This is a genomic window from Xenorhabdus doucetiae (assembly GCF_000968195.1).
Taxonomy (GTDB): domain Bacteria; phylum Pseudomonadota; class Gammaproteobacteria; order Enterobacterales; family Enterobacteriaceae; genus Xenorhabdus; species Xenorhabdus doucetiae.
The window spans coordinates 2,485,507-2,511,796 of record NZ_FO704550.1 but is presented as its reverse complement, the minus strand read 5'-3'; the positions used below and the strand labels follow the sequence as shown (position 1 = coordinate 2,511,796).

Sequence of the window (26,290 nt, the reverse complement as noted above, 5' to 3'; positions counted from 1 at the left end):
TAACGATGGATATTACCGCGTTTTATCAGACTTTCTTTGATGAAGCAGATGAACTATTGGCCGATATGGAGCAGCATTTATTGCTGCTTAATGCCGATGAACCTGAGCATGAACAGCTAAACGCAATATTTCGCAGCGCCCACTCGATTAAGGGGGGCGCTGCGACGTTTGGTTTTACCAAGCTGCAACAGACCACGCATGTTTTAGAGAATCTGCTCGATAGTGCCAGACGTGACGAAATACGTCTGACCATTGACATTATCAACCTGTTTTTAGAAGCGAAAGATATTATGCAGCAACAATTGGATGCCTATAAAAGTTCTCAGGAGCCGGATGAAGACACATTCAATTATATCTGCGAGACACTGCGTCAGCTTGCTCTGGAACTACAACAAGAGCAGCAGGAAGACGCCTTTTTTGCAGCAACACCTGCAACTCAGGCTGAACTTGCCTCGGAAGACGTTGTAAATGAAGTCGAGGAAAAACAGGCGATAGCATCAGTTTTGTCCGAAGAAAATCAGCCAAAAGAGAAACAGACTTCAACAGACAAATCTAATCATGGAAGGATCCGTGTCCATTTATCTGGATTGAAAGAGCGTGAAGTCAGTTTAATGAAGGATGAATTGGGGCATCTTGGTGAAATTTATGATGTAGAACAAACGACAAACAGCCTTGAAGCTTCCTTGATCACCTCGGCGACAGAAGATGATATTACGGCGGTATTGTGTTTTGTGATTGAGCCTGAACAGATAACTTTTTTACCCACCAATGAATCTCAGTCGGCAGGTGCGGGGACTGAAACGGAACAGGATGCCGTCACAAAAAACGATATTGTAAAATCTGCGGCAGAAAATGATATGGCAGGCAGCAAGGCAGCCAAAGATACAGCGGCAGAGACAGCCACCACCGCAGTAAATCATCCACAGCCGACTCACGCCCCGAAAAAAACCGATGTCCGTGAAGTTGGTCGTCCGGCACCCCGTCCGGCTGCGGGATCGCCGCGCCAACGAGCGGAATCGTCCAGTATTCGTGTTGCCGTTGAAAAGGTTGATCAGCTGATCAATTTAGTGGGTGAATTGGTTATTACCCAATCTATGCTGGCTCAGCACTGTAACGGTCTGGAACCGACCAAACACAGTGAATTGCTGAGTTGCATGGCACAATTGCAGCGCAATTCCCGTGACTTGCAAGAATCCGTCATGTCAATTCGCATGATGCCGATGGAATACGTGTTTAGCCGTTATCCGCGTTTGGTACGGGATTTGGCTGGCAAGCTCGATAAAAAAGTGGAATTGACGCTGATTGGCAGTTCAACCGAACTGGACAAGAGTTTGATTGAACGCATTATCGATCCGCTGACTCATCTGGTACGCAACAGTCTTGACCACGGTATCGAAAGCCCGGAAAAGCGTCTTGCGGCGGGTAAACCCGAAACCGGTAACTTGACGCTGGCGGCCGAACACCAAGGCGGCAATATTTGCATTGAAGTCATTGATGATGGTGCCGGCTTAAATCGTGAGAAGATCTTGGCAAAAGCGCAATCCCAAGGTCTGAACGTCAGTGAAAATATGAGCAACGAAGAAGTCGCGATGCTGATTTTTGCTCCCGGCTTCTCTACCGCAGAAGTGGTCACCGATGTCTCTGGCCGTGGTGTGGGCATGGATGTGGTCAAACGCAATATTCAGGATATGGGCGGGCAAATCCAGATTAACTTCCAGGAAGGCAAGGGAACCGTTATTCGCATTTTGCTGCCGTTAACTTTGGCAATACTGGATGGCATGTCAGTCAGAGTGAATGATGAAGTTTTCATCCTGCCTCTGAGTGCCGTAGTCAGTTCATTGCAGCCGCAAGAGGAAGATATTTATCCGTTGGCGGGTGATGAAAAGCTCTTGCAGGTACGCGGGGAATATTTACCGCTGCTTGAACTGTATCGCATATTCGATATCCCCAATGGAATCACTGATCCCACGAAAGGCATTGCCGTTATTGTGCAGAGTGCCGGGCGCCGTTACGCCTTGCTGGTGGATAAATTGGTGGGGCAGCATCAAGTCGTTGTGAAAAATATTGAGAGCAATTACCGCAAAGTACCGGGTATTTCAGCGGCCACTATTATGGGGGATGGTAGCGTTGCGCTCATCATTGATATTCCCGCTTTGCAGAAACTTAACCATGAACAACTGGCTGAGCGCAAAGTGGAATTAGAGAATAACAAATAACCGATACCCACCACACAAAAGCGGCTTGAAAGGCGAAGGGTAAAACTATTTCACACTAAAAAGGTAACATCATGTCAGCCATAGAAGAATTCAATAAATTATCAGGAGAAACGGCCGGAAGGGAATATCTGGTTTTCACCTTGGGTAATGAAGAGTATGGAATTGAAATATTAAAAGTGCAGGAAATTCGCGGTTATGATCAAGTTACCCGCATTGCGAACACACCGGCCTTTATCAAGGGGATCACCAATCTGCGTGGCGTGATTGTCCCTATCATCGACCTGAGGATCAAATTCGCACAGGAAGATGTCACGTATAACGACAACACGGTTGTGATTGTCCTGAACTTGCTTAACCGTGTGGTTGGGATTGTGGTTGATGGTGTTTCAGACGTGCTGTCCCTGAAAGAAGATCAAATTTGCCCAGCGCCAGAATTTGCGGTTACTTTATCCACTGAATACCTCACCGGGCTGGGTTCTATTGATGATCGGATGCTGATTCTGGTTGATATTGAGAAACTGCTCAATAGCGAAGAAATGGCACTGGTCGATTCCGTCGCCAAAGGTTGATGTTTTACCGTTGTCCGACGCTTTGGGGTTGCTGCAATAAAAAACAGCAGCCCTTTTGCTTTAGATCAAAAAAAATCAGTAAAAAATCAATTTTTAAAATTACACGTAAAGTTCCCTTTAAGCGTGCCGATAACACTGGCATAGCAATTTATTAAAAAGGGAAGTTATGTTTAACCGAATGAAAATAGTGACGGGATTAATCTCGGTCATCATATTATTTGGTGCTTTGCAACTTATCTCCGGGGGATTGTTCTTCAAGGGGTTGAAGAATGATATCGATGCCTTTGACTTAATAGATAAAATGCGACAGCAGCAAATTTACCTGGATGAAAGCTGGGTTAACCTGCTGCAAGCCCGCAATAACCTGACCCGTGTTGGTATCATCCATATGATGAAAGATCGCGGTGTTGAAGGCAGTTATAAAGCTGATGAAGCGCAGGCAGAAGCCAGAGCAAATATTGCCCGTGCTGAACGGCTCTTCGAACAATATGAACAGACGGAAAAACTGTCTTTTTATGATCCAGAACATCTGCAACGTTTGAAACAGACCCACCGTGACTATCTGAATGCGCTTAAAGATTTAGATAACATGCTGGTGCAGGATAAGTTTAAAGAGTTTTTCCTCCATAAAACAACGGATTACCAGAACGCGTTTAATGCGGAATTTAACTTTTATCTCTCCCAGAGCGCCAAGTTTTATGATCAGGTGTCACAGGAAGCTGACGACGCTTACGGCAATATCATTGTTTCGTTGCTCTTTGTGATGGCTCTGCTCGTTGTGGTCATGATCATAAGCTGGATAGGCTTGCGTAAATCGCTGATCGATCCGTTGCACAAGCTGCTGGATAATATTAAGGCCTTCTCAAAAGGGGACTTGACCCACACCATCACTGTATCGGGTAATAACGAGATGGGCATGTTGGCCGTTGGCTTGAGACACATGCAGGAAGAGTTGATCAATACGGTCAGAAGTGTCCATCAAAGCACTGAAACCATCTATACCGGCACCAGCGAAATTGCTGCGGGTAACAACGACCTTTCTTCCCGTACTGAACAGCAAGTCGCGTCGTTGGAAGAAACGGCTGCCAGCATGGAACAGTTGACGGCAACCGTCAAACAGAATGCTGACAATGCCCGCCAAGCCAGCAACCTGGCTGACAACGCCTCTGAGATCGCCCGTCAGGGAGGCAAAGTGGTGGCTAATGTTGTTCAAACCATGCATGACATTGCCGACAGCTCTCGCAAAATCTCTGATATCACTGGCGTGATTGACGCGATTGCTTTCCAGACCAACATTCTTGCCCTTAATGCCGCAGTGGAAGCTGCCCGTGCGGGTGAGCATGGCCGTGGTTTTGCCGTGGTTGCCGGTGAAGTGCGCAATCTGGCACAGCGCAGTGCAGAGGCCGCCAAAGAGATCAAGGCGTTGATCGAAGATTCGGTAAACCGCACTGATACCGGCTCCACGCAGGTAGAAAGCGCCGGCGAAACCATGCACAAAATTGTCGATTCTGTGACCCGCGTGACCGATATCATGGGGGAAATCGCATCGGCTTCTGACGAACAAAGCAGAGGGATCACGCAAGTTGGCGTGGCTATTTCCGAAATGGATAGAGTCACCCAGCAAAATGCGTCATTGGTTGAGCAGTCCGCTGCCGCTGCCGCGGCATTGGAAGAGCAGGCCAAGGTATTGACCAGAGCCGTTGCGTTGTTCCAGTTACCGGAGCAGGCCGAAAGGAAGCAGCCTGATAAAAGAAAACATGAAGTTTTATCGACGATAAAATCGTCGACTCCTCCAGCTAATAAAACAAATTCTCCCGTGCTGAAAAAAGACAGCAACGTGGAAGATCCCTCTAATTGGGAAACATTCTAAAAAATAATAGCGATAACTACGGCTGCATCATGCAGCCGTTAAACGAGGTGATTACATGTTAGGCAAGCTTCGCATATCAACCAGTTTGTATCTGTTACTGATGATGTTTTGTGTTATGCAAATTATTTCGAGTGGGTTGTCTCTGGGAATAATTCATACCGACCAGTCATATATCGAGAGAATTGAGCTGGGCACTCAACGGAGAGATACCCTTGGCTTGAGTTGGGCGGCATTGTTGCAAACACGTAATACGCTGAACAAAATCGCACTTGCCCAGAAAGTGGGGCAGCCACAAACGCAGATAGATGAAATGGAGGCGTTGCTTAAAAGTGCACTGAATGAAGCAGAGCGAAATTTTGCCAAATTAAGTGCATTACCCCGGGTGGAAAAATCGGATCAGGGTATAGCGTTATTTGCTGAGGTTGAACACGCTTACCAAAAATATATCAACGCCTTAAAAGAGTTAAAAACGTATCTCTATGAAGGCAATTTTCAGGCTTTCCTTGATCAACCTACCGAAGATTACCAGCGTAAGATGGAAACTGCCTATAACAACTATATGCAGTACCTCGGCGCTAATATTAGTTCAGCCGTTGCTGAAGGGGAATTTTACTACAAAGTCGCCATTGCCATGTTCTTTGGCGCTGTCTTGATGGTATTTGTTGTTTCAGGAGCGGCTCATTGGTGGCTGAAACGTAACCTGCTCAGGCCGTTTTCGAATATGAGAGCGTGTTTCCAGGATGTTGCACAAGGACGTTTGGATAAAGAAGTTGCTGTCACCACCGATGATGAAATCGGTGATATTTTCCGCAAGCTGCGCGACATGCAGACATCATTAATCAAATCGATTGCGGCGGTGCGCGAAAATACCAACCAGATGTACTCAGGCATTCAAGAAATTAGCCAAGGCAATACCGATTTATCTTCACGGACAGAACAACAAGCCGCCTCACTGGAAGAAACGGCTGCCAGCATGGAAGAATTGACCGTTACCGTTAAGCAGAATGCCGAAAATGCGCGACAAGCCAGCGAACTGGCGGTATCCGCTTCCCAGACCGCTTCAAAAGGCGGCGAACTGACCACCAGTGTGGTGGTAACGATGGACGAAATCGCCAGAAGTTCGAAGAAAATCGGTGCCATTATCAGTGTTATTGATGGTATTGCCTTCCAGACCAATATCCTGGCCCTAAATGCGGCCGTTGAAGCGGCACGCGCCGGTGAGCAGGGGCGTGGGTTCTCTGTGGTCGCCGGTGAAGTCCGTGACTTGGCACAACGCAGTGCGGAAGCCGCGAAAGAAATTAAAACCTTAATCGATGAATCGGTCCAACGTGTCAACCAAGGTTCAGAACTGGTGAATAATGCGGGGCAGACGATGGATGAACTGGTGAGATCGGTCAATCAGGTGACTGATTTAATGGCTGAAATTGCTGCTGCTTCTGATGAGCAGAGCCGTGGCATTCATCAGGTTGCCCAAGCCGTCAGCCAAATGGATCAAGTCACGCAGCAAAATGCGGCATTGGTGGAACAATCCGCAGCGGCCGCTTCTGCCCTGGAAGACAAGGCGGACATGCTGGTGAAAACCGTTGCCCAGTTTGAACTGCCTAAAGATGTGGAAGATGAGTACGATCATCCATCATCGGCTGCATCAAACATGACTGATGAGTATGTTGTAAGCCAAGTACGCTGAGGTCAGATGAAATCCAATTCAATAGCTTCAGATACTGATGCTAACGCACTGCTGAACTTTATGCTTCAGCGGCATGCTTTGTCGGATGCGCAATTTGAGCGCATCTGCCAGTTTATCTATCAACGGGCTGGCATCGTACTGGCAAAAAATAAGCGTGAGATGGTATACAACCGTTTGGTCAGGCGGCTTCGTGTATTGGGACTGAACGATTTTGGTCAATATCTGTCAATTCTGGAACAAGACAGCCACAGTCAAGAGTGGGAACTTTTCATTAATTCATTGACCACCAATCTCACGGCATTTTTCAGGGAAGCCCACCATTTTCCCATTCTGGCAGCACATGCCAGCCGGAAAAATGGCGGAACATACCGCGTTTGGAGCGCTGCGGCTTCAACGGGGGAGGAGCCATATTCTATTGCCATGACCTTGTGTGATGCGCTGGGGCACCGGTCAAATCGGATAAAAATCATTGGCAGCGATATTGACACCAGTGTGCTGGAAAAAGCCAGACAAGGAGTTTACCGGCTGGAAGAATTACAGTATCTGAATGAAAATCAAAAGAAAAAATATTTTTTCAAAGGCGTGGGTCTCTTTGAAGGATATGCACGAATTCGCCCTTTACTGGCTGAATTGGTCAGTTTTCAGCATTTGAACTTACTGGATGCGGATTGGGCACTTGAGGGCAAATTTGATGCAATATTCTGCCGTAATGTCATGATTTATTTTGACAAAAAGACACAGGAAAGGATCTTGCGCCGTTTTGTCAGTTTCTTAAAACCGGATGGTTTGCTCTTTGCAGGGCATTCCGAAAACGTCACTCAAATCAGCCGAGAGTTCTACTTGCAAGGACAGACCGTTTACGGTTTAAGTCGGGCAAGGAGGGGTCATGAATAAAATAACTGTTCTTTGTGTGGATGATTCGGCGTTGATGCGTCAAATCATGCGGGAAATTATCAATAGTCACCCTGATATGGAAGTGGTGGATTGTGCGCCAGATCCCTTTGTTGCCCGCGATTTAATCAAAAAACATAACCCGCAGGTATTAACACTGGATGTTGAGATGCCGCGCATGGATGGCATTGATTTTTTAGAAAAATTAATGCGGTTACGTCCTATGCCTGTCGTGATGGTTTCTTCCCTGACCGCAAAAGGTTCGGAAATTACCTTGAAGGCACTGGAACTGGGGGCGGTGGACTTTGTCACCAAACCACAACTGGGTATCCGTGAAGGCATGTTGGCTTATAGTGAACTGATTGCCGAAAAAATCCGTGCTGCTGCCCAAGCTAAAATCAGCACGGCGGCACCGGAACCTGTCAGTACAGCGCCACTGAATTTCAAGCCACTATTATCCAGTGAAAAACTCATCGCAGTAGGGGCCTCGACCGGGGGAACAGAGGCAATCAAAAACCTGCTGCAACCCCTGCCTAACACCTGCCCGGCTTTATTAATCACCCAGCATATGCCGCCGGGTTTTACCCGTTCTTTTGCCGAAAGGCTCAATAAACTCAGCCAGATCACGGTAAAAGAAGCGGAGGATGGTGAGCGTGTCCTGCCGGGACATGCCTATATCGCGCCCGGCGATCGCCATATGGAACTGTGTCGCAGCGGTGCCAATTATCAAATCATGATAACCCATGCCCTGCCGGTGAATCGCCATCGTCCTTCGGTTGATGTGCTGTTTCGTTCCGTTGCCAAATATGCCGGACGCAATGCGGTCGGCGTTATTTTAACCGGCATGGGGAATGATGGTGCGGCGGGTTTGCTGGAAATGAAACAGGCAGGCGCTTACACCTTGGCCCAGAGCGAAAAAAGTTGTGTGGTATTTGGCATGCCACGTGCCGCGATCCAGTTAGGGGCAGTAGACGAAGTCATGGATCTGCAAAAAATCAGTAAAACGATGCTGGCCAAAATTAGCGCGGGGCAATCGATTCGTATTTAGTCGTTGTATTGGGTAGTTGTATTTGATCGTGATATTTGATCATTGTATTTGATGTTAACTTTTGCAGCGCTGTGCTGCTGGATAAGTGAAATTGCAAGGAGTTTTTATGGCAAGTAAGGATCTGAAATTTCTGGTCGTCGATGACTTTTCAACGATGCGCCGGATTGTACGTAATCTGCTGAAAGAGTTGGGTTTTAACAATGTGGACGAAGCACAGGATGGGGCGGAAGCGTTGGCTAAACTTCGTACTGCTGAATTTGATTTCGTTATTTCTGACTGGAACATGCCCAATATTGATGGCCTCGAATTGCTAAAAACCATTCGCAGTGAAGAAAAACTGGCCGCCTTACCTGTCCTGATGGTCACGGCAGAGGCGAAAAAAGAGAACATTATTGCCGCAGCACAGGCCGGTGCCAGCGGTTATGTCGTGAAACCGTTTACGGCGGCCATTTTGGAAGAAAAACTCAATAAAATATTTGAAAAACTGGGGCTCTAAGGAGACAAAATGAGTGAAAATCCAGTCATGCCAAGAGATGAGGCGATCTCAACCAGTGAGATAATCAGTCGTATTGGGCAGTTAACGAGAATGCTGCGCGATAGTTTACGTGAACTGGGATTGGATCAAACCATTGCTCAAGCGGCTGAGGCGATCCCGGATGCAAGAGAGCGATTGAATTATGTTGTCCAAATGACGGCACAGGCGGCTGAAAGGGTGCTGAACTGCGTTGAAGTTGCACAGCCCCGCCAGAACGAATTGGAAGCATCGGCAAAAGACTTGACCCAACGTTGGGATGAGTGGTTTGCCAACCCGGAAAATTTGGAGCTGACGGATGCCCGCTCACTGGTCACGGATACGAGAAACTACCTGAATCGGGTGCCTGATCATACCGCATTTACCAATGCGCAATTGCTTGAGATTATGATGGCGCAAGACTTTCAGGATCTCACCGGGCAGGTTATCAAACGGATGATGGAAGTCATTCAGGAACTGGAAAAACAGTTAGTTATGGTATTGATGGAGAATATCCCTTCTGACCAGATGGCTAAAGCAAAAAAAGAGAACGACAGTCTTCTTAACGGCCCTCAAGTTAACCAGAATGGGGCTGGCATTATTGCCAACCAAGAACAGGTTGATGATTTGTTGGATAGTTTAGGTTTTTGATAACGAGTGTATTACCTTAACGAGCATTACTTTCACAAATAGATTTAACGAGTAAAATTTAACGGACAGAATTTAACGAACCGTATTGTTATATTTTGCGTGCATTTGGGTGAGCCGGAGAGCTGGCCCAAATGCCTGCCTTGGCATGAATATATCGGAAAGCAGGTGAGATCACAGTGTTATCCAGTTGATTTGGTGTATAAAAACGCCTTCATTCAGATCACGCAGAGGAAAACAGTGTGAAGTCGGTCGATAAAATCATTAAATTGAAAGATTCATTTGTCTCTTACCGTAAGGAATGTCCCGAAGATCCGCGTAATAAAACCCCTATCGTCTTCCTGCATGGCACAAATAGCAGCGGTAACAGTAGCTTTGCAGGCATTAAAACAGCATTTAGTCATGACCGAACCGTTATCATTCCCGATTATGCCGGATGTGGCAATTCTGAATTACCACCAAAAACCGTGACGATTGAACATCTGGCGGAACAAATTGCTGCGGTAATAGAAGAGAGCAGTCACACGCCGGTTGATTTAGTGGGCGTTTCTTTGGGTGCCGTGGTTGCGGCGGTGGTCGCAGCCAAATACCCAAATCTAATCAATAAATTAATATTAACCGCACCGTGGGCGACAAATCGTGATCCCCGCCATCAATTGATCTTCAAGACGTGGTTGCATTTGGAACAAAATGATAAGGCATCGGCCATGGCTTTTGGCCTGTCACATGCCTTTAGCCCAGAATTTCTCTCCTCGCTGGGGCAGGAAACCCTACAGCGGATCTGCGCTCAACCGGCAGAAAAAGGGATCGAACAACGTATTGCGTTGGGATTAACCCTAGACATAAAAAATTATCTGACTCAAATAGAGAAAGAGACGCTGGTGATTGGATTAAACCGTGATACGTTAATTCCGCCTTATCGGGTACATGAAGTGAATAGAAATATTAAGAACAGCACATACCAAGAGATTAACAGTGGCCATGCGGTACACCTTGAAAAGACGGCAGAATGGGTGAACTTGATCAAAGATTTTATCAACTAGTGGTACATCCTGTAATTAATCGCCATATTGTGGATAAAATTTACATTAAATCAATGAGATATAATTAAATGTGATTTGTTGCCTCTATTTATTGATTTAATATATTGATTAAATTCACATTTATTATGATTTTGGCGATGATGGTGTGGGTCATTTGCGTTTCTCCGCCTTATATAAAATAAGGCGGGTATTCATTTTATTTGATTAAGCCAGAAAATCTTTCTGACTGGCAATCAGCTTAGCGCCACAGGCGGTTTGCATCCCTTCCAGCGCAATAGGCGTACCATGCGACTTCAACGATTCACTCCCCTCGATAATCGGATACGTCCCCTCGCATTTTGGGCAAGTGACCAAATCACCTTGGCCAGCAACAGGCACACCCTGATAGGTATAACCACCAATAGCGGTGATCACCTTGCCACCGTGATCGGTGGCATCATTTAAAAGAATAACTGCTTTACCTGCCATATTGTTACCTCCATTACCATTCACCATAGGGATAGGTTTTTCCTTTGATAAAGGCTTTTATCCTCTCAGAATACTCACCATAACCATCAGGATGTTTTGTTTTCCCCTGACATACAGTCATGTTATCACCGGAAACCGATTCACCTGTGGCCACTAAGATATTATCGCCGTTGTTTTTATCATAGCCCCGTAACCAAGCCTTGGCAGTTCCGCCGGGGGCTAATCCGATAAAAATTCTATCTCGATAGAATACACGATCTTTAACTAAGTGCCCGGCAGAAGGTTCACGCATCAGTTGTCTAACGTATGGTGAAAATTTAAACAGTGTTTGATAGGATTTTTTATCAATCACTGAATCCCAACAGACTGTCAATGATAGGGGCAAGGCTTCACCATGATTTTTAATAACATCGGATACCCCCCCAATCCGTTTATTCCAAGTATTTACACTTCTATAATCTGAATTAGAGCCATCATTCATAAATTTTTGTACGATATAATTATCTTCATCCAAAAACTGGACAAAACTAATGCTGGCAGGGAAATATTCTGGAGTATTGATTTTAAATTCCCACCGTTTATAAGGCAATGGTTCGCTGTTACGTACAATGGGTTTGTAAGTCACTACCCGCTTTCCGGACGGATAAGAGTGACAAGCGGTTAATCCAAATATCATGCCCGAGCAAAGTAACAAAGCTAATGTTTTCTTGTTTCTCATTATGAAATATCCTTGCCATTATTATCAAAAATAGTTCTACGCCAATCACTATTAGGACGATTCGCATAAGCAATTTCTGCCGGAAGAACATCACCTTGGATGCTATTATCTTTTGTTTTCGTATTGTTCCAGTTTGCTGAAAAGTGAGGAACTAAACTCTTTTCTGGCAGGTATTTTTTCAGATCTCCGTGTTATCGGGTTAATTTATTAGCCCGATAACACGGAGAAGACAAGCGAAAAACTCAAAGTGACCGCTTTACCACTCTCCGTAAGGATATTTTTTCCCTTTGATAAAATTTTTGATATGTTCGGAATATTCACCATAACCATCAGGATGGTTTGTTTTATCCCGACAAATCGTCATATTATCACCAGAAACCGATTCACCTGTGGCCACTAAGATATTATCGCCGTTGTTTTTATCGATACCCCGCAACCAAGCGCGTGCAGTTCCAGCAGGAGCCAGACCAATAAAAATTCGCTCTCGATAGTCTGGTGGCTGTTTCTCATAGCCGGGATAGAAAGCAGGCTCGCGCATCAATTTCCTTACCTCTGATGTGAACTCAAACACTGTTTGGTAGGTTTTTTTATCAATGACCGAATCCCAACAAACCATTATCCGCTTAGGTAGCGCTTCACCATGGTTATTAATCCCACTAGCCCCCCCTCCTAACTTCTTACTCCATGAATTCACACTTCTATAGTCTGGATCAGTTCCATCATTCATAAATTTTTGGACAATATAATTATCCTCGTCCTGAAACTGAACAAAACTAATACTGGCTGGGAAATATTCTGGGGTAATAATTTGAAATCTCCACTTCTTATAAGGTAGCGGTTCGCTATTGCGCACAATGGGTTTATAAGTCACTACCCGCTTTCCTGATGAATAGGACACTGACGGATACGACTGACAGGCAGTTAACCCAAATATCATGCCTGAGCAAAGTAACAAAACTAATGTATTGTTGTTTCTCACTATGAAATATCCTTGCCATTATTATCAAAAATAGTTCTACGCCAATCACTATTAGGACGATTCGCATACGCAATTTCTGCTGGAAGAACATCACCTTGGATGCTATTATCTTTTGTTTTCGCATTGTTCCAGTTTGCTGAAAAGTGACTATATTTAGACCATATTAATGTCAGTTCTTCCTGAGTAAAAGGCTCAGGTTTCTGCCCCTGCCTGATAGCCCTCCCCTGAGCAATCGCTTTTTCTGTTATGGCCTGAAGCTCCGCCGGAAGTTGATAATTACTATCTTTATCGCTTGGCTTATTAAAAACCAATCCCGCTTCTTGGGCAGCATCTTGCATGACCAGCATACCCGTTTTGGACCAATCATTTTTGATGGTACGAGTAAGAACGGCCGCCGCCGTTACATTGGTTGAACCCGATCGCCTGGAATATTCTGAACTGTCATCGCGCCATGTGATGAGCCTGGTATTTTCATCTGTGATTAATGAACCAATGGTCGGGGATTTTTTTAGCTGAGACAACTCTTTTTGAGCATTTTTATAAACATGAAGATGACTATCTGGAGGTACTCCAACCCCTGATACTTGCATCATTTTCGGTCGGGTGATACATAAATTTTCATCACTCACAGGCTCATATCCGCCGCCAACATCCGCATGTGCACCGGGCAGCTCAAGTTCAGGCCAGTGAGGTTTTACACTGTTTAAGGAGAAATTATAACGGCATTCATTCTGCGCTGTAATATGGAAAACACTTTTTGCAATATCAGGAGATAAAAATATATTAGCAGGTCCCGTCACAGAAGAATTATGAGGGTTGAGCAGATTGTTCATTTCAGCAATTGCAGTAACAGTGTCATAAATACCTAAAAAACGAGTCTTGCCTGTAGGGTTGGTTGATTTTTCCAGATAACGATGATCAGCAAAACACTCATTAAGTACCTTTAATAAATCATCATCTTGTTTCAACACACGGTTAGCAAAATGGCGGGATGATGCAGCCCCTCGACTAAAGCCAATAATATCGAACTGTAGTGATCGGATATTATCCTTTGTTTCTTTCAAAAATTCCGTAAGTTCACTTTTTATTTTTTGTATTCCAATATCCGTTTTAGTGACAACACCCGTATCGCCTCTTCCTGTTCCATATCCAACGACACTATCAGATTCACCTGCCTGAGTGCCAACCCCATCAACATATACTTTAATTTGATGATTTCCTTCACTAATTTCATTTGCCCTATAAATTTTGTATAAGAAAACCACATTAGTGTAATAATTATCGTAACTTAGCCGCCAGACATCACCGGGTGCTCCATATTTGCTGAATGAGCAGTTAGGATCATTAGGCTGTTCTGAAGGAAACCCATCCTCTGTTATGGCACAGAGACGTTCGTTGGTATTATCCACATTGTTCCCCGTTCCATCAAAAAAGACGCCAATCGTCAAATTAATACCACTTTCAATTACCTGTATTTCCAACACATGCTTTCGTTTAAGTTGAGATGTGCTGAAACCTTTTAATGTCGAATTTTTAAAGTGTTCAGATAATTTCAATTCATCTTCTTGCCAGCCTTTAATCTTAGGATAAGCATCACTGAGCATACCCAACGTAATATATTGGTATTCATGCCCGTCCAATATAGCCGTTGGCTTAACAGGGGAATTGGCTTCGCCAGTTTGCTGACGAGGAATTCGTTTAACTATTTCATCGGCAAGAGGCTGTGCTGTAACAGATAGCGTCACTGGCATGGGGGGAAGATCTTCTTCACGTAATAAGCCGTTCCCATCTGTGGTACCCGTTCGCACAATGCTTTTATTCCCTCGGCTTGTCAATTATAAGGCATTCCTGACAAAGGCTCACCTTCTTCATCAACTAATTGAAATTCAACCCAGTGTTTCAGTATCTTTTGGCAATCAATGCAATCCGTCGGTTCTAACTGACTCATTCTTTTCTTCCTTAATTCAACTTAAATTTCTTTGTTAAGTACAACCTGTGGGTTATCGGTCATAAAATGTTCAGCAGTGAGTTTGTTCAGGTTATGTTTTTCATCTCTCGCCTGTTTCAGCCACGCCACAAGGCTGCTCTGCAATTGTCCTTCCGGTTCATCCAGTTTGAGCGCCAATTCGGGGTTTTCCTCCCAAAGTTGACAACTTAAGGCATAAGCCAGATTTTTGAGGGTGGTATCGGTTGAGTAACGCGCTTCAATCAGGTGATCACCCAGCACAAATAAATTCTCTGCCAGTTCCTGAGGGCAATTTTCTGGTCGGTAATAACAACACGGGGAGGGCGTATCTATCATCAATTCGTTAATTGGTGTTAAGAGTTCACGCCAGTCACCCGGTTGCAGGGCGGGCAGCAGGGTCGTGAAAATGCGGTTATCCATCAGACGCAAAACCACCACTTGCCCGCGCAGTAAAACCTGCTGATGTAACCGCCAGTGCTCTAACTGAAATGACCACGGCAACGTGCTCCGGTATGCCCAACCCCAACTGGAATCGCTGAATTCGTGTTTATCCAGCAACAGAGCCAGTTCCGGCAGGCATTTTGCTTTGGGTTGGATCAGCCACGGGCTTTGTGCCAGCAGGTCGTTCATCGGGGTACCGCTGTAGAGTGGGAACGCCTGCTCTGTCCAGCCATTGAGATAAAAGGTCTGGACGGGGTTCGGCTTCGCCAAACTGTTGACCAGAAAATAACACTCCCCTCTGTCTTGATGTGACAGCCAGCTTTTCCAATCGGTCGGTTCCATCATGCTTCTTCTGCTCCTGTGATAATCCAATTTTCTTCTTGCTGTGCGAGAATGGCACAGGCCGGTTGGGCGGCAAATTCCACCTCCGGTAATGGCTCCACCCCGTCCGGCAGCAGCAAAGAAATCCCGCGCCCGCTGCCGCCTGAACCCTGTCCGACATTCATTGGTGAAGACAAAATCCCGCCCGGAGTGACTTTCAGAAAACTGCCGCCCACTTTCAGGGTGATTTCTGCCGCCGCTTCCAGCACCACCTTACCGCCGCTTTTCAGGTGGATTTCCTGTCCGCTGTCAATCACGGTGGCGTCGCCGGTCTGGATATGCTGGCTGCCCGCAATCCGGTGGGAGACATCGCCTTCGGTGGTGATTTTGCGCGAACCGGCGACCTGATGATGGTCATCAGCGCGGATATCGTGGTAACGGTTGTTGTCAATGCGTTGTTTCTGGTCATGTTTGATATGCCAGTACGCATCGTTTTCGATATGGGCAGTCAAATCTTTCTGGCCGTGGATATAAACTTCTTCACTGCCTTTCGCATCCTCAAACCGCAGCTCATTAAAGCCCTTGCCCTTGTGTGTCTTGGTCTTGAAGGTCGTGCGGGTTTTCTCAGCAGGCAAGTCCAGCGGCGGGCGATTCAGGCCGTTGTAAACACAGCCGGTGACGATTGGCCGGTCAATATCCCCGTTGAGATAGGAAATAATCACTTCTTGCCCGATACGCGGGATCGCCATAAAACCAAAGCCGTTGCCGTTCCAGCCTTGTGCCACGCGTACCCAGCAGGAAGCGCCGTCATCGGCTTGGTCATAGCGGTTCCAGTGAAAATGGACTTTAATCGCACCGTCTTTATTGACGAAAATCTCTTCCCCTTCCGGCCCGACCACCATCGCCGTTTCATCGCCATCGGCCAGCGGTTTGTAGTGGAACGGGGGACGCCAGTCGGCAAGGCCGTCGATAAAACTGAAATGGTTGCTGAGGGTGGTACCTTCACCACTGTTATCGCCCAGCGCCTGCGGGCAACGCCCGTGGTGGCTGATACCGACCACCTGCCAGCGGGCATTCAGCGGGGCGTGCGGGTGACTTTTGATCTCAAAGATTTTGCCGGGCATCAGTTTGATGCAGTTACTGTTGCCGCTGCCGGTTTTTTTCTGGTTATCCAGTGCTTCATGGCGGTATTTGAGAAACGGTTTGGCGGCGGCATCTTTCTGAAAACGCCCGTAACTTTCAAATATGGTATACGGCGTTTGGCTGCCAAAATCGCGAAAGCCTTCACTGCTCTGCATATGAGAGAGGTGATAGCGCGGGTTCTCCGGGTTGAAGTCTTTATGAAAACTGCGTTGTGGACTCATCCCGACGCCCAGCCGCACCTGATAAATCGTATCTATGCCGTGGGCGGTTTCCGGCTGCGGCTGGTAAAGCAGCGGCAGCCCCGCGGTCATTCCCAGATGGCTGTCGCTGAAAAACAGCGTTTCATCCTCAAACCAGAAGCTGATGCCTTCTTCCGCGGCCAGACGGCTGAAAAACCCATAGTCCGATTCCCGCTTCTGGGTCACATATTCCCGGTCCTGATGGGGATCGTAGAGTTTCGAATCGGCGCGGACTTTATGCTTTTTCAACAGGCTGTTCAGGATGGCAGGCACATTTTGCTGATGGAAAATCCGGCTGTCCTGATTGAGCGTCAGGCGCCAGAGCGCAGGCCGAACCGTCACGGTATAAAGCGTTTTATTGCCGTCGGTACCTGCCCAGTCCGCATGGGAGACGATGCCGGTAATTTTGCGTTGCAGCGTTGTGCCGTTAAACACTTGTAACACCGCTTCCTGCATTAGCAGCGCGGTTAAATCAATTTCTGGCTTTGGCCGAAAAGGGTTGTCAGGCAGGGACTGAACCAGTGTCAGGTTGAGGGTAAACAGTTCAGATAACCCTTCCTGAAGGGAAAATTCCCCTACGGCAAAGGCGGTTTCAGGCAGGCCGGCTATCTGAAACGTAAAGCGTAATCCGCTTTTGGCCGCCGTTAACCCGTTCATGATATTCATCCTATTTTGCTCCTTGTGATTATTCCTGACGAATTACATTTCCATGCGTGTCCCATAGACTTCGTTGAATTGCCAACGCGTTTTTTGGTTCGGGGTAGACACTTCCAGCTTGACGAAGGTGGACTGGCTGACAAAACAGGCCATGGCTTGATTGATTAACCGGCAGAAACGGTACATTTCCCCCGGATTGGCGTAGCAGTCGGGGTTCAGGATCAGTGACAGCAGACGCCCGCGAATAGGACGGCCCAGTTTCAACCGGTCGATCAGGCTCTCTTCCACCTGCATAATGCCGTCGATATGCCGCTGGATATGGCGGCTCAGGGGGCGATTAAATTCGGCATAATAGTCAAACAGGCGGAGAAAATGCGGCATCCCTTCGGTGGTAAACAATAAAACAGGCGGGCTGGCGAGGCAGGAAAGCAGCGGCCAGCCGGAATTATCCTGCAACATCGGCGGGTAATCGGTGGTTACTGGCGTAATATTGTGCACACTGAGATGCGAAGGCGCACCTTCCTGCATCACCGTGATAGCGCCCTGCGCCAGTGCCATTGCGGGTTCATGGTAGCCGGTGAAATTGCAGGCGACAGTCAGTTCAGGCAAGTTGCGGGCCGGTTTGCCCGTCAGGTCAAAAAAATGCAATGAGTGCTGAATGCGATCCAGCAAATCACGCTCGGTGCGAAGCTGGTAATAAAAATAATCCGGTTCTTCCCCGGCCAGCAGATCCGCGGCGGGTGTAAACTGCTCTATCGGCAAATAGCGGTAAGGCGTGCCCCGTTGTACATCCTCCCCGGGCTGCTGAACCGCCTGAATATCCCGTAACCGGAACAGTTTTACCGCCTCGCCCAGCGGCAGGGGATAAGTGTTATTTCCGGTACTCAGCGGAATGGGCGGGCTGAGCCGGTTTTCCAGGTGAATGGCCGGCACACAGCCCAGCATAAAAGCATCACCGACCTCATCCAGCGGCAGTTCGCCTTCAAAACGAAAAATCAGCTCAAAAGTGCCGTCCGCGTTGAGCGGGATTTCCGCGTAGTAACGGCCGATATCAAGGGTGACAAAGTTATACAGCTGGGGCAGCGCATAATATTCCACCAGCGTTTGCAGGCCGATGTAGGGGCTTTTTTCCATCGGCAGGATGGGATTATCCAGTAAATCATGCCAGCCATAAGGAAAGCAGTTCAGCCTGCGCTGTTCACCCTGTGCCCTCAGGCGCATTTCACAGGATATGCTGATCCAGCCACAGGCTGAGCTGTGCCGCGCGTTCGGTATCCGTACCGAGGAAAAAAGAGAGCGTCCCACTTTGCCAGATCGGTGAAACACTGCCCGTCTGGCAAAGGGTCAGGATGATTTCGCTGTGGGTGCCGGTTTTTTTCACCGTGCGATCCCGCACAACCAAAGGCTCAATATGCAAAGGGCGGCAGGTTTTAAAACTGAGCAGCTGCCCGTCCACCTGGGCAGAAACAGAAGTGCTTTTGGGGATATCCGCAGCGCCCTGATGTTCGCCATCAGTGGGGAAAAATTGCACTATCGTGGTGGGCGGAATCGGACATAACGCTAACGGCCAGATACGGGACAGAATGCCGTGGGTAATTTCGGGAAAATCATCCTCCAGTTTATCCCGTAAGCGGGCGATCAGCAGCGCGAAGGCCTCGAAGAGGCGTTGAATATCCGGGTCATGGGCGGTGACCAGAAAATCCGTTAAATGGGGCGACGTTTTTGCTACGCGCTGTGCCAGTTCCCGCAGGTAAGCGCGTTCTTGCAGGTACAGCGATTCCTTGTTGTTTTTCATCTATCTTTCTCTAATGTATTGATGGGTAATTAATCGGCATATTGTGAGTAAAGTTTAAATAAAATCAATTAGCTATAAATAAATATGATTTATCACTCTCATTCATTGATTGTAAATATTGATTAAATTCACATTTTTTATGATTTGGGAGAAGTCTTAATGGAGGGCTGTAATCACCAGAGTGGCGATGGGGACAAAGGCAAACGTGTTAACACTTCCTTGGGCGATAAACACAGGGTGCTCATTGTGGATGAAACCGGCTTTATTAAAAAAGCATGCATCAGAGGCCGGTTAGCCAAACATTTTAAATGGCTTTACCGTGGGAAAACAGCATAAGGCCATTAATTGCAGCATGTACTACTAACCTCTTTCCCCACGGGTAAATATTTATAAATCGTTGACAACGACACGTTATAAATAATCGACAACTGCTTCCGGCTATGCCCTTTATTCAGTAATCTGGCGGCTTGTTGCCGGGCTTCCTCAGTAAACACCACCGGCCGCCCGCCAATTCGCCCCTGTTCCCGTGCGGCGGCCAGACCTGCATTGGTTCTTTCCACAATCAGTTCGCGTTCCATTTCAGCCAGCGCACTCATCACATGAAAGAAAAACCGCCCCATTGCCGTACTGGTGTCAATACTGTCGGTCAGGCTTTGAAAATGAATGCCACGTTCATGCAGTTCTGAAATCAGTGTGACCAGATTCTTCACACTGCGTCCCAGCCGATCCAATTTCCAAACCACCAAGGTATCGCCGGACTTAAGATGCTTTAAAGCGCGTTTTAACCCCGGACGATTAGCGGTTTTCCCGCTGATCTTATCTTCAAAAATCAGCTCACAATCAATACTGACTAATGCGTTTCTTTGTAAATCGCTATTTTGGTCATTGGTTGACACTCTGATGTAACCTACTCTTGTCACTGAGGATCCTTTAGCTACTCTTGAAACTATTTGTACTCGTCATACGTATCTTCCCGTGCTGCGGGAAGAGAATAAGTTGCTTTCGTCTTGCGAGCGGCACTTTGAAGTCTATGGGGTATATTTAGGCATAATACCGATTTATTTACTATAAAAAACCTTTAATTCGATTTATATCGAGATAAAAATTTGTTTTCGGTGGGGAAATATCAGAATAAGTGATGTGAGAAGAATTATTATCAACAGAATTGATAAAGAGTAACCCAAACGAGTGACTCAACTCACAGTATCAATTTTTTCTTGCTAAAGATACTCAATTAATCCTCGCTTATTTTCCCAAAATGCTCTTTATTTAATTGAAATAATTTTGTTGCCAATTTGTTGCATTAAATGCCGAGGGTGTCTATGGAACTGGTTACACAATGGTTAGCTGCACTAAATGGGGTAGTATGGGGCGTTCCCATGCTAATTGGGCTTTTGGGTATTGGTATCTTCATGCAGATCCGTTTGTCTTTTTTACCGATCCGTAAATTAGGCATGGGATTCAAATTACTTTTCCAAAAAAATGAACAACGGGGTGAAGGTCAAATTTCGCCGTTTAACGCATTAATGACAGCCTTGTCAGCGACAATCGGGACTGGAAATATCGCCGGCGTGGCGACCGCCATCGTAATGGGCGGGCCGGGTGCCATGTTCTGGATGTGGATGACCGCGCTGGTGGGCATGGCGACGAAATATTCAGAAGCGGTGCTGGCGGTACGTTTCCGTGAAACCGATAAAAAGGGTAATTACGTTGGCGGCCCGATGTATTACATCAAAAATGGCTTGGGGAAAAAATGGGTTTGGCTGGGAACACTGTTCGCCTTTTTCGGTAGTATTGCCGGTTTTGGTATTGGCAATACGGTGCAAGCCAACTCCGTTGCGGACGTATTGCAAAGTAACTTTGGCATTGAAAAAACCATCACCGCCGGGATCTTGATCATTTTGGTTGGTGCCGTCCTGATTGGTGGCATCAAGCGTATTTCTGATGTGGCCGGTAAATTAGTGCCGGTTATGACGGTCGGTTACTTTGGGGCAGGCGTTATCGTTCTGGCCCTCAATTTTACCGCCATTCCCGACGCATTGGCTTTAATCATTAAATCCGCGTTCACTCCCGTTGCCGCACAAGGGGGATTTGCCGGTGCCGCAGTATGGGCGGCGATCCGTTTTGGGATTGCCCGTGGTGTATTCTCTAACGAAGCGGGGATGGGAAGTGCACCTATTGCTCACGCAGCGGCAAAAACCCAAAACCCCATTCGGCAGGGTCTGATTGCCATGCTGGGTACCTTTATTGATACGATTATTGTTTGCTCCGTGACGGGCTTGACCATTGTCATTACGGGTGGCTGGCTGACCGGTCAAACAGGCGCAACATTGACCGCGGCGTCTTTCTCAGCCGTGATCCCCGGAGGTAACTATATTGTTGCGGTTGCCTTGGCGATTTTCGCCTTCACCACCATTTTGGGCTGGAGTTTCTACGGTGAAAAATGTATTCAATATTTGCTGGGGCCAAAAGCCATCGTGCCTTTTCGTATCGCCTGGGTTATCGCATTGCCGATTGGTGCCACTCAGTCATTGACCTTTGTCTGGTTGCTGGCGGATACCCTCAATGCCATGATGGCGATCCCCAACCTGATAGCGATCGCCTTTCTCAGCCCGGTTGTCTATCGTTTGACCAAAGATCATATCCGTGATGTGAATGCCGATAGTATTGATATTAAGGCACCCGTTAAAACGGATTAAACAAACACACGGAGATGGCTGATAACAGCCATCTCCATTCACGATCGCGATTATAATGCCTCAAATACCCCCGCAAATTTCGCAGTGTTCCCGCCATTAAATTTCTGGGCTTTTGTCATGCTTAACACAATTTTATTTGTTTTTCCCTAAAGACAAATTTTCTGCATGACATCACGAACGCTCACCAAGGAAAGCCGTGGCTGAAGATAGCGATCTCGAAAAAACCGAAGAACCCACGCCCCATAAACGGGAGAAGGCTCGCAAAGAGGGGCAAATTGCGCGTTCCAAGGAACTCACCTCAATCCTGATGTTGGCGGGAGGCGTCAGTCTGCTCTGGATGAGCGGACAATCTATCACTCATGAACTTTCCCTGATGGTATTTGAAGGATTCAACTTCGACCATAACATGGTCAGTAACGATAAACAGATGGTGCAACAAGCCGGCCGATTACTGAAACAGGCCGTTTGGGCATTATTGCCGGTTTTTATCGGATTGGTCTTGATTGCCCTCAGTGCGCCCGCGTTGATGGGCGGGCTGATATTCAGCTCAAAATCCATCAAATTTGACTTAGCTAAACTAAATCCTATCTCTGGCCTGAAGAAAATCTTCTCCATGAATGCGCTGGCAGAACTGTTCAAAGCCATTTTGAAGGCGTCGCTGGTGGGCGGCGGTGCGGCCCTGTTTATCTGGCATAATTGGCCTGCCATGCTCAACCTGACAGCCCAGCATCCGCTGATCGCGTTGAGCGATGCCATGATGATGCTGATTTTTGCCGGCTATATCGTCTTATTTATGTTGATACCTATGGTGGCGTTTGACGTGCTTTATCAAATCCGCAGCCACCTGAAAAAACTGAGAATGACCCGTCAGGAGATCAAGGATGAATTTAAGGAGCAAGAAGGGGACCCCCATGTAAAGGCAAGAATTCGTCAACAACAGCGGGCGGCTGCGCGTAAGCGCATGATGGCGGATGTGCCGAAAGCGGATGTCATCGTCACCAACCCGACGCATTACGCCGTTGCCTTGCAGTATGACAGCAAAAAAATGAGTGCCCCCAAAGTGTTGGCAAAAGGGGCGGGACTCATTGCCTTGCGCATCAAAGAGATGGGTGCGGAAAATCGCATTCCATTACTGGAAGCGCCACCATTGGCAAGGGCATTGTTTCGCCATGCTGAGGTCGGCGGCTTTATTCCTGCGGCGCTTTATGCGGCTGTCGCAGAAGTGCTTGCCTGGGTTTACCAATTGAAACGTTGGAAACAGGAAGGTGGCCTGAAACCGAAAAAACCTGAAAATCTGCCAGTGCCGCCAGCACTGGATTTTGCTGGAGAAAATAATCGTCATGGCTAATTTAGCCTCATTTTTTCATTTATTGGGAAATCGTTTACCGGGAAATATGAAAGGCACCCAGTGGCAAATACTGGCGGGGCCGGTTCTGATCCTGATGATCTTGTCGATGATGGTACTGCCGTTACCCCCATTTCTGCTCGATCTCCTGTTCACTTTCAACATCGCGCTGTCCATCATGGTGTTGCTGGTAGCCATGTTCACCCGCCGAACGCTGGATTTTGCCGCATTCCCGACCATTTTGTTGTTCTCAACCTTATTGCGTTTATCACTTAACGTCGCCTCCACCCGAATTATCCTGATGGAAGGACACACCGGGTCGGCTGCGGCAGGGCAAGTGGTGGAAGCTTTTGGTCACTTTTTGGTCGGCGGTAATTTCGCGATCGGTATCGTGGTGTTCGTGATCTTGATCCTGATTAACTTTATGGTCATTACCAAAGGTGCAGGACGTATTGCCGAAGTCGGCGCGCGTTTTGTATTGGATGGTATGCCCGGTAAACAAATGGCGATTGATGCTGATTTGAACGCGGGATTGATCGGCGAAGATGAAGCCAAAAAACGTCGTGCCGAGGTGACACAAGAGGCGGATTTTTACGGCTCAATGGACGGTGCCAGTAAATTCGTGCGCGGTGATGCGATTGCCGGCTTGATGATATTGGTGATCAATGTCGTCGGTGGGCTTATCGTGGGTGTTGCCCAACACGGTTTGTCTCTGGGGGATGCCGCAGAAGCCTACACCCTGCTGACTATCGGTGACGGATTGGTTGCCCAGTTGCCGGCATTAATCATCTCCACGGCAGCGGGGGTGATCGTTACCCGCGTCGCGACGGATGAAGATGTCGGTCAGCAAATGGTTAACCAGCTTTTCAACAACCCCAAGGTCATGATGTTGAGCGCGGGTGTCCTTGGTCTGCTTGGTTTAGTGCCGGGCATGCCCAATTTCGTCTTTCTGTTATTTACGGCTGCTTTAGCAGGGGCGGGCTATTTCCTCTTGCGTAAGGAGAAAAATCCGCTGATGGTACAACATGAAGAGATGAAAGCGGTGGAAGAGCAGCAACAAACCGCGGAAGCCTCATGGTCTGATGTACAACTGGAAGATCCATTGGGCATGGAAGTGGGTTATCGTTTAATCCCCATGGTGGATTTCCGTCAGGACGGCGAATTACTCGGCCGTATCAGCGGCATTCGTAAAAAATTTGCGCAAGAAGTGGGCTATCTGCCACCTGTTGTGCATATTCGTGACAATCTGGAATTAGCTCCCGCCAGTTACCGTATCATGATGAAAGGCGTCGAAATTGGTCGTGGTGAAGCCCATCCGGGGCGTTGGTTAGCGATTAATCCGGGCGGTGCCATCGGTGAATTGCAAGGTGACTTGACGACCGATCCCGCCTTTGGTCTGGCGGCGGTCTGGATTGATGACAGCTTAAGGGAACAGGCACAAGTGCAAGGTTATACCGTCGTGGCGGCCAGTACCGTTGTTGCCACGCACTTGAACCACTTGCTGTCCCAGCATTCCAGCGAACTGTTTGGCAGACAGGAAGCACAGCAATTGTTTGAGCGCGTCAGTCAGGAGATGCCGAAGCTGACGGAAGATTTTATTCCTGATGTGGTCAGCCTGACAACGCTGCATAAAGTTCTGCAAAACTTGCTGGCGGAACAAGTACCGATCCGCGATATGCGGACGATTATTGAAACACTGGCAGAACATGCGCCGGTGCAGAAAGACCCTTATGAATTGACCGCCATGATCCGAATTGCACTGGGCAGGGCGATTGCCCAACAATGGTTCCCGGGTGCGGCGGATGAAATCAACGTCATTGGCTTGGATGCCGGATTAGAAAGATTGTTGCTGCAAGCGCTGCAAAATGGTGGTGGATTAGAGCCGGGGCTGGCCGAAAGTCTGGAACGCCAAGCGGCAGAAGCCTTGGAGCGTCAGGAAATGTTGGGCGCTCCGCCGGTCTTATTGGTCAACCATGCGCTTCGTCCACTGTTGTCTCGTTTCTTGCGTCGTGTATTACCTCGGTTGGTTGTCCTGTCCAACCTTGAAATCACCGATAACCGTCAAATCAGAATGACGGCAACGATTGGTGGTGCGAGGTAATATTGGTAATGAAATAAGGTGATCGTTTAGATGATCACCTTATTGTCGATTAATCACGTTTAGTTAATCTTCTTCAGTTATTTTTTCCAGTTTTTATCCTCCTGAAAATAATTTCTTGACGTTTATAAACCAAGTCATATCAATTTTAATGATTAAGCTCATAAATAAAATCAATGGCATAAGCCTTAACTATTTTTTATATGAATATATAGTAGTCGATTTTTTATTTTGGTGATAAATTCATCCTGTCAATAAATAATAACCATTATAGGGTGTTTATCAGAGATAAGGCTTAAATAAATGTATAACCATTTATTCTGATAATTAATAATTTAATTATCAGCATATTAAAACAATTAATACCCTATAAACTTCAAGTTTCAGCCCGCAAGATGAAAGCAGCCTATTATCTCCCCACGCGGCGGAGAGGTAATCAATTCATTGTGCTTGCTATTTGAGCTAAAAATCAAAAATCTTGAGTGGTTGGCAGTATGTGACGATAGAAATATGCACTTTAATAGGTTTTAACTATTGATAATCACTAATAAATAGTTAATAACAATTTTAATGACAAAATGAGTTAGTGTATCTTTGCGCCCTTGATAATATGGATTTTATTATTCTGGATCATATAATCTATTGATATAAGTGAAATTTACTATAAAAATATGAGGTATGGAGGCCAATTTTATGTTTTTTTAGACAGGAATATTCTCTCTTCGCAGTATCCAAATAACATATTTATAACGAAATGATCGCTTTTCAACCAAAAGCTGATTTGTTAATTTTTATACCTATACAACTATAGGTATTGAAGGAAAAAATAACAAATAATTAGACTGATATTTGGGTAAAGTGTGTATAGAAATAAATATATCTCCAATACTATTTCAATTATTGGAGATATATTTATTAAAAATACCTGACGCAAGAAA

21 protein-coding genes are annotated in these 26,290 nt (G+C 46.7%); 12 read left to right on the top strand and 9 right to left on the bottom strand.

The window, feature by feature from the left end; translation table 11 throughout:
* The first annotated feature begins 5 nt into the window (after nt 1–5).
* The 9 genes from cheA to XDD1_RS10885 all read left to right on the top strand — a co-directional run bounded on the left by cheA (nt 6) and on the right by XDD1_RS10885 (nt 10,483).
* Nucleotides 6–2,216 (top strand): chemotaxis protein CheA, encoded by a 2,211-nt coding sequence (gene cheA / locus XDD1_RS10925; protein WP_045971125.1) that lies wholly within the window; start codon nt 6–8, stop codon nt 2,214–2,216.
* 71 nt (nt 2,217–2,287) lie between these two features.
* Complete coding sequence (gene cheW, locus XDD1_RS10920) at nt 2,288–2,785, top strand: chemotaxis protein CheW (RefSeq protein WP_045971123.1); 498 nt, start codon at nt 2,288–2,290, stop codon at nt 2,783–2,785.
* A gap of 166 nt (nt 2,786–2,951) precedes the next feature.
* Nucleotides 2,952–4,655 (top strand): methyl-accepting chemotaxis protein, encoded by a 1,704-nt coding sequence (locus XDD1_RS10915; protein WP_045971121.1) that lies wholly within the window; start codon nt 2,952–2,954, stop codon nt 4,653–4,655.
* Nucleotides 4,656–4,710: 55 nt separating this feature from the next.
* Nucleotides 4,711–6,342, top strand: coding sequence for a methyl-accepting chemotaxis protein (locus XDD1_RS10910; protein WP_045971119.1), 1,632 nt, complete (start codon nt 4,711–4,713; stop codon nt 6,340–6,342).
* Between the two features lie 6 nt (nt 6,343–6,348).
* Nucleotides 6,349–7,236: a protein-glutamate O-methyltransferase CheR gene (cheR, locus tag XDD1_RS10905; RefSeq protein WP_045971117.1), complete on the top strand. Its 888-nt coding sequence runs from the start codon at nt 6,349–6,351 to the stop codon at nt 7,234–7,236.
* A complete protein-coding gene (locus XDD1_RS10900; protein ID WP_045971115.1) occupies nt 7,229–8,281 on the top strand; it encodes a protein-glutamate methylesterase/protein-glutamine glutaminase in 1,053 nt (350 codons plus the stop codon). The genes cheR and XDD1_RS10900 overlap by 8 nt, the downstream gene beginning before the upstream one ends.
* Before the next feature lie 106 nt (nt 8,282–8,387).
* Nucleotides 8,388–8,777: a chemotaxis response regulator CheY gene (cheY, locus tag XDD1_RS10895; RefSeq protein ID WP_045971114.1), complete on the top strand. Its 390-nt coding sequence runs from the start codon at nt 8,388–8,390 to the stop codon at nt 8,775–8,777.
* Between the two features lie 9 nt (nt 8,778–8,786).
* Complete coding sequence (gene cheZ / locus XDD1_RS10890; RefSeq protein ID WP_045971111.1) at nt 8,787–9,443, top strand: protein phosphatase CheZ; 657 nt, start codon at nt 8,787–8,789, stop codon at nt 9,441–9,443.
* Nucleotides 9,444–9,682: 239 nt separating this feature from the next.
* On the top strand, nt 9,683–10,483 hold the full coding sequence (locus XDD1_RS10885) for an alpha/beta fold hydrolase (protein ID WP_052705687.1): 801 nt from the start codon (nt 9,683–9,685) through the stop codon (nt 10,481–10,483).
* Between the two features lie 204 nt (nt 10,484–10,687).
* On the opposite strand, the gene XDD1_RS10880 is transcribed toward XDD1_RS10885, so the two are convergent.
* From XDD1_RS10880 to XDD1_RS10845, 9 genes are all read right to left on the bottom strand, one after another.
* The gene (locus tag XDD1_RS10880) at nt 10,688–10,951 is read right to left on the bottom strand and encodes a PAAR domain-containing protein (RefSeq protein WP_052705761.1); all 264 of its coding nucleotides are present in this window, start codon (nt 10,949–10,951) and stop codon (nt 10,688–10,690) included.
* A gap of 13 nt (nt 10,952–10,964) precedes the next feature.
* Nucleotides 10,965–11,669: a DUF2931 family protein gene (locus XDD1_RS18890; RefSeq protein WP_231854390.1), complete on the bottom strand. Its 705-nt coding sequence runs from the start codon at nt 11,667–11,669 to the stop codon at nt 10,965–10,967.
* A 256-nt stretch (nt 11,670–11,925) separates the two neighbouring features.
* Nucleotides 11,926–12,540: a DUF2931 family protein gene (locus XDD1_RS18885; RefSeq protein WP_231854389.1), complete on the bottom strand. Its 615-nt coding sequence runs from the start codon at nt 12,538–12,540 to the stop codon at nt 11,926–11,928.
* A 107-nt stretch (nt 12,541–12,647) separates the two neighbouring features.
* Nucleotides 12,648–14,456, bottom strand: coding sequence for a phospholipase effector Tle1 domain-containing protein (locus XDD1_RS10865; protein ID WP_148886084.1), 1,809 nt, complete (start codon nt 14,454–14,456; stop codon nt 12,648–12,650).
* Between the two features lie 161 nt (nt 14,457–14,617).
* The gene (locus XDD1_RS10860) at nt 14,618–15,400 is read right to left on the bottom strand and encodes a DUF4123 domain-containing protein (protein WP_052705685.1); all 783 of its coding nucleotides are present in this window, start codon (nt 15,398–15,400) and stop codon (nt 14,618–14,620) included.
* Complete coding sequence (gene tssI, locus XDD1_RS10855; protein WP_045971109.1) at nt 15,397–17,424, bottom strand: type VI secretion system tip protein TssI/VgrG; 2,028 nt, start codon at nt 17,422–17,424, stop codon at nt 15,397–15,399. The genes XDD1_RS10860 and tssI overlap by 4 nt, the downstream gene beginning before the upstream one ends.
* Before the next feature lie 33 nt (nt 17,425–17,457).
* Nucleotides 17,458–18,636 (bottom strand): type VI secretion system baseplate subunit TssF, encoded by a 1,179-nt coding sequence (locus XDD1_RS10850; RefSeq protein ID WP_269450512.1) that lies wholly within the window; start codon nt 18,634–18,636, stop codon nt 17,458–17,460.
* A 1-nt stretch (nt 18,637) separates the two neighbouring features.
* Nucleotides 18,638–19,210 (bottom strand): type VI secretion system baseplate subunit TssF, encoded by a 573-nt coding sequence (locus tag XDD1_RS20215; protein ID WP_269450511.1) that lies wholly within the window; start codon nt 19,208–19,210, stop codon nt 18,638–18,640.
* A 341-nt stretch (nt 19,211–19,551) separates the two neighbouring features.
* Nucleotides 19,552–20,130, bottom strand: coding sequence for a recombinase family protein (locus XDD1_RS10845; protein WP_045971108.1), 579 nt, complete (start codon nt 20,128–20,130; stop codon nt 19,552–19,554).
* A gap of 402 nt (nt 20,131–20,532) precedes the next feature.
* Here XDD1_RS10845 and XDD1_RS10840 point away from each other — a divergent pair, with 402 nt between their 5' ends.
* The 3 genes from XDD1_RS10840 to flhA all read left to right on the top strand — a co-directional run bounded on the left by XDD1_RS10840 (nt 20,533) and on the right by flhA (nt 25,355).
* Nucleotides 20,533–21,909, top strand: a complete 1,377-nt coding sequence (locus XDD1_RS10840) for an alanine/glycine:cation symporter family protein (protein ID WP_045971107.1) — start codon at nt 20,533–20,535, stop codon at nt 21,907–21,909.
* Between the two features lie 196 nt (nt 21,910–22,105).
* Entirely contained in the window at nt 22,106–23,257 is a 1,152-nt protein-coding gene (flhB, locus tag XDD1_RS10835) for a flagellar biosynthesis protein FlhB (RefSeq protein WP_045971106.1), read from the top strand.
* A complete protein-coding gene (gene flhA / locus XDD1_RS10830) occupies nt 23,250–25,355 on the top strand; it encodes a flagellar biosynthesis protein FlhA (RefSeq protein ID WP_045971105.1) in 2,106 nt (701 codons plus the stop codon). Before flhB ends, flhA begins: the two co-directional genes overlap by 8 nt.
* Nucleotides 25,356–26,290: the final 935 nt, after the last annotated feature.

Coding starts and splice junctions, on each gene's coding strand:
- flhA (WP_045971105.1), top strand. CDS start 23,250: ATGGCTAATTTAGCCTCATTTTTTCATTTATTGGGAAATCGTTTACCG.
- cheZ (WP_045971111.1), top strand. CDS start 8,787: ATGAGTGAAAATCCAGTCATGCCAAGAGATGAGGCGATCTCAACCAGT.
- XDD1_RS10910 (WP_045971119.1), top strand. CDS start 4,711: ATGTTAGGCAAGCTTCGCATATCAACCAGTTTGTATCTGTTACTGATG.
- cheY (WP_045971114.1), top strand. CDS start 8,388: ATGGCAAGTAAGGATCTGAAATTTCTGGTCGTCGATGACTTTTCAACG.
- XDD1_RS10850 (WP_269450512.1), bottom strand. CDS start 18,636: ATGCGCCTGAGGGCACAGGGTGAACAGCGCAGGCTGAACTGCTTTCCT.
- XDD1_RS10860 (WP_052705685.1), bottom strand. CDS start 15,400: ATGATGGAACCGACCGATTGGAAAAGCTGGCTGTCACATCAAGACAGA.
- XDD1_RS10915 (WP_045971121.1), top strand. CDS start 2,952: ATGTTTAACCGAATGAAAATAGTGACGGGATTAATCTCGGTCATCATA.
- XDD1_RS10840 (WP_045971107.1), top strand. CDS start 20,533: ATGGAACTGGTTACACAATGGTTAGCTGCACTAAATGGGGTAGTATGG.
- XDD1_RS10900 (WP_045971115.1), top strand. CDS start 7,229: ATGAATAAAATAACTGTTCTTTGTGTGGATGATTCGGCGTTGATGCGT.
- cheW (WP_045971123.1), top strand. CDS start 2,288: ATGTCAGCCATAGAAGAATTCAATAAATTATCAGGAGAAACGGCCGGA.
- XDD1_RS18890 (WP_231854390.1), bottom strand. CDS start 11,669: ATGAGAAACAAGAAAACATTAGCTTTGTTACTTTGCTCGGGCATGATA.
- XDD1_RS20215 (WP_269450511.1), bottom strand. CDS start 19,210: ATGAAAAACAACAAGGAATCGCTGTACCTGCAAGAACGCGCTTACCTG.
- cheR (WP_045971117.1), top strand. CDS start 6,349: ATGAAATCCAATTCAATAGCTTCAGATACTGATGCTAACGCACTGCTG.
- cheA (WP_045971125.1), top strand. CDS start 6: ATGGATATTACCGCGTTTTATCAGACTTTCTTTGATGAAGCAGATGAA.
- XDD1_RS10880 (WP_052705761.1), bottom strand. CDS start 10,951: ATGGCAGGTAAAGCAGTTATTCTTTTAAATGATGCCACCGATCACGGT.
- tssI (WP_045971109.1), bottom strand. CDS start 17,424: ATGAATATCATGAACGGGTTAACGGCGGCCAAAAGCGGATTACGCTTT.